Annotated in this window: 5 protein-coding genes; 2 read left to right on the top strand and 3 right to left on the bottom strand. The window is 29.1% G+C overall.

Translation table 11 applies throughout. The annotated features are described in order from the left end of the window. The first annotated feature begins 288 nt into the window (after positions 1-288). Complete coding sequence (locus tag ACLVEP_RS12500; protein WP_022002859.1) at positions 289-489, top strand: cold-shock protein; 201 nt, start codon at positions 289-291, stop codon at positions 487-489. 37 nt (positions 490-526) lie between these two features. On the opposite strand, the gene ACLVEP_RS12495 is transcribed toward ACLVEP_RS12500, so the two are convergent. The 3 genes from ACLVEP_RS12495 to trxA form a co-directional block, all read right to left on the bottom strand. Next, the gene (locus ACLVEP_RS12495; RefSeq protein ID WP_412585230.1) at positions 527-1,966 is read right to left on the bottom strand and encodes a L,D-transpeptidase family protein; all 1,440 of its coding nucleotides are present in this window, start codon (positions 1,964-1,966) and stop codon (positions 527-529) included. A 105-nt stretch (positions 1,967-2,071) separates the two neighbouring features. Next, on the bottom strand, positions 2,072-2,671 hold the full coding sequence (locus ACLVEP_RS12490; RefSeq protein WP_412585229.1) for an HAD family hydrolase: 600 nt from the start codon (positions 2,669-2,671) through the stop codon (positions 2,072-2,074). 25 nt (positions 2,672-2,696) lie between these two features. Further along, positions 2,697-3,002, bottom strand: coding sequence for a thioredoxin (gene trxA / locus ACLVEP_RS12485; protein ID WP_317999440.1), 306 nt, complete (start codon positions 3,000-3,002; stop codon positions 2,697-2,699). Positions 3,003-3,128: 126 nt separating this feature from the next. On the opposite strand from trxA, the gene ACLVEP_RS12480 reads away from it, so the two are divergent. Beyond that, positions 3,129-3,986: a DegV family protein gene (locus tag ACLVEP_RS12480; RefSeq protein WP_412585228.1), complete on the top strand. Its 858-nt coding sequence runs from the start codon at positions 3,129-3,131 to the stop codon at positions 3,984-3,986. Positions 3,987-4,103: the final 117 nt, after the last annotated feature.

Genomic DNA, 4,103 nt, shown 5'->3' with positions numbered 1-4,103 from the left:
ATAGAACAAATCAAAATGGTAAGCTTTCTATTATAAATAGTTAGACTGACATTATCAGGTGTTATCACCAACATTTATCTTTAGTTAGGTTTATCATTAAAAAAATAAATTGAAACTGTTTACAAAATATTTTTTGTAATGATATAATAGATATGCAAAGGTTTTATATGATTTTCCAAAATATCTCAAATATGAGGAAGTTGTATTTCACTTTATGTACACAATCTCATATTTGCGATTTTATACATAGAGTATTTCCATTTGTAATTTTTATAGGAGGTACCTGACATGGCTGTCGGAAAAGTAAAATGGTTTAATGCCGAAAAAGGATTTGGATTTATCACTAGCGAAGAAGGAAAAGACATTTTTGTTCACTTCTCTGCAATTCAAGCTGATGGATACAAAACATTAGAAGAAGGTCAAACTGTTGACTATGATGTAGTAGAAACTGATCGTGGTCCACAAGCACAAAACGTTGTTGTAAAATAATGTATAAAAAAGGAGATTGCTTCGGCAATCTCTTTTTTTATCTATAAACAACAACTGGTAAGTTAACATAGATTTGTGAATATAGGCTTCCTGCAAAACCTGTTGGCAAATTGATACATCCATGTGAACCGCTATTAACATAAATATTTCCACCAAACGAACTTCTCCATGAAGCATCATGTAATCCAATACCTTTATTAAATGGCATCCAATATGACACTGGTGATTCATATTCATATTTACCATTTGGTTGTTTTGTTCCTCTTAAAACTCTATTTCTTTCTTTATTATAGATATAATATGTACCACTTGGTGTAAGTCTTGTAGGATCACTTTCTTTACCACTTACAAAATCACTTTCTAAAACAACACTTCCATCTTTAACAAACCATAAATGTTGTTTTGTAATATTGATTTCTAAATAAGTTGTCCCAAGTCCACCATTTTCTCCTGAAGAAAGTTGTCCTGTATGTTCTGGTGTTCTATTATTTTCACTCTTATTTTCATTAATCATTTTTAATAATGCACTTACTTCACTATCAGTAGAAACTCTAAATCCATAAGTTCCACCACTAACTGTATGACTTTGTCCATCTTTTCCAGTAAATGTTCTTGTTGCTCCAATAGAATTATATTGACTAGCAAGACTTTTAACAAACGCTGTTAGTTTTTCTTTAAAAACACTTTCATCTTTTGTATAACTTCCATCATCTTGTTTACTTAACCAAGTAACAAGCGTACTACCATCTAAAACAATTTCTTTTCCTTTAGGTGTTGTATAAGTAATCTTTGATAAACAATATTCTTTAGCTGCTTTTAAACGATTATTTAAATCTTGATCATCTTTATAAACTTGAGGTTTAACATAACCATTTGCTTTTGTAACATCTAATTGTTGTTTTCCTTCACTTAAGGCTACTTTAATATTTTTCATCAATTCTTCTGTATTAAGTTTAGAACCTAATGTTTCTTCAACAATTGAGAAATTTCCATCTTTATATTCTATATAAGCATCTGTTGGTGCTACTTGATTTTCTTCTTTAGCATGTTGCATTGAAGATAACCCATTTGTCAAATTCTCATCACTTATTTGTATTAAATCAGTTAAAGTATTTTTTTCTTTTTGAAAAAAGCCTAAAAACCATGCCCATTTATTTTGTTTTTCCATTAATTGATTTAAAGAATTATCCTTATTATAAGAAACCCCTAATTGTTTAGCCTGTAAAACTTCACTTTGTCCATCATTAAAAACAAGTTCTAATGATTGATCACTTACCTTTTTAGACAATTGGTCATTAGCCTTTTCTAATGTCATTCCCCCAACATCACTACCGTCAACTATTGTTCCATTTAAAAACTTACCATTATAATATAGCATACCTGCTAAATAAATAATAAGAAGTATTAAAACAATAATTACACAAAATAAAACCGGTTTTTTATGTTTTATATACCAATTATTCTTCTTTTTTGTCATAAATGCTCTTCCTCTCTTACGTTTCCGCACATATTCTATCACAAATTATCCATAGGTAAAGAAAAAAAGTATGGTATTTATCACAAAAAATGATAAAACATACTTTTATAAATTATTTTCTACATAATTTTCTAATTCTTGAACATTTTGATGATAAACAAACCCTTTCATTCCTACCTTTATAGCCGCATCGATATTTTCTTTTAAATCATCAACAAAAAGACATTCATTAGCTTTTAAATGATAACGATTTAAAAAATCTTGATAAATATCTAAATTAGGTTTGATTTTTTGATATTTTGCGGATGTATAAAGTTCATTAAAGTGTTGAAAAATTGGTTTTGATTGATAATATTGATAAAATTGTAAAGAGCAATTAGATAATAAATAAAATTGATAGCCTTTATCCTTATATCTTTTAATAAATTCTTCCATTTCATCAAACTGATCAAAATAATCAAACCAATGTTCAAAAGCATTTTCGATTAGATTTCTTTTTTCATTTGGAATTTGTTCAAGCAATTGTTTTTTTGCATCTTGTAAAGAAATAGCTCCTCGATCAAGTAAAGCCCATTGTTTTGTTTGAAATAAATGTTTAATAATATATTCTTTATCTTCTAAAGAAGATGAAAGATGACTTGCTATATAGGAAACATCCCATTTACAACAAACATTTCCCATATCTAAAACAATATTTTTTATCATATGTAAAAATAGGCAAAACTGCCTATTATAATAAAGGATTAAGTTTTTCTAAGATAACATCTTTTCCAACAAAACCACTGATTTGATCGACTGCTTTTCCATCTTTGAAGATGACTAAATGTGGAATTGATTGAATTCCATATCTTCCTGCTAATGAAGGATCTTGGTCAACATCTACTTTTGCAAATGTAACTGTTGGTAATTCTTGAGCAACTTCTTCTAAAACAGGTGCTAACATTTTACATGGACCACACCAATTAGCAAAGAAATCAATCACAACAACGCCTTTAGAAATAACTTCATCATATTGTACATCTGTAATAATTTCCATAATTTCACCTCTATTATATTATGCCAAAACTCTTTTTTTTTACAAGTGATATGCTTATATTATTTGAATTTTATCGCCATAACTGTTATTATGTGCTTGTGATTATACTAGAAATGGAGTGGTGTTATGAAAAAAGTCGCAATCGTGACTGATAGTAATGCAGGTATTCGTCAAAAAGAAGCAAAAGAACTTGGTATTTTTGTTTTGCCAATGCCTTTTACTATTGATGACCAAACATACTATGAAGATATAAATTTGACTCATGAAGAATTTTTTGAAAAACAATTAAGTGGTGCTGAAATTTTCACTTCACAACCAGTTGTAGGAAATGTTAAAGAATTATGGGATCAAATTCTAAATGATTATGATGAAATCGTTCATATTCCAATGTCTAGTGGATTAAGTGGTTCATGCCAAACAGCTATGATGCTATCTCAAGAATACGATAATCGTGTTTTCGTTGTAGATAGTCAACGTATCTCTGTTACTCAAAAATACGATGTTATTGATGCTAAAAGATTAGCTGATCAAGGGAAATCAGGACAAGAAATTTGTGATATTTTAACTAAAAATAAATTAAATGCTTCTATTTATATTACTGTTAATACGCTTGATTACTTAAAAAAAGGTGGTCGTATCACTCCAGCTGCGGCTTTATTAGGAGGAATGTTAAAGATCAAACCTATTTTACAGATACAAGGTGAAAAATTAGATTCTTTTGCTAAAACAAGAACAATGGCTAGAGGAACTAAAATTATGAAAGAAGCAATCGCCAAAGATATTAAAGAACGTTTTGGGGATGATTATCATAATGTGCATATTTGTGTCGCTTATACTTATGATGAAGAACCTGCTTTAGAATTAAAGAAAGAACTTGAAGAAATTTATCCAGGAGAAAATATTATTTGTGATCCTTTATCATTAAGTGTTTCTTGTCATATTGGACCTCATTCTCTAGCAATTGCTATATGTAAAAAAATTTAAGGGGCTGTAACAAAATAAAATAAACAGCCGAAAACAGAAAAAGAACAATGAAACAGCAAAAACTGGCTCCGTGTCAATAGTGGAGGGGCTTAAGAGATAGCGAAAGCTATCTCTTTT

The sequence above is a fragment of the Faecalibacillus sp. genome, assembly GCF_047023275.1.
GTDB lineage: Bacteria > Bacillota_I > Bacilli_A > Erysipelotrichales > Coprobacillaceae > Faecalibacillus.
Note: the sequence above shows the minus strand (reverse complement) of the source record. Positions and strands in the feature narration are given on the sequence as shown.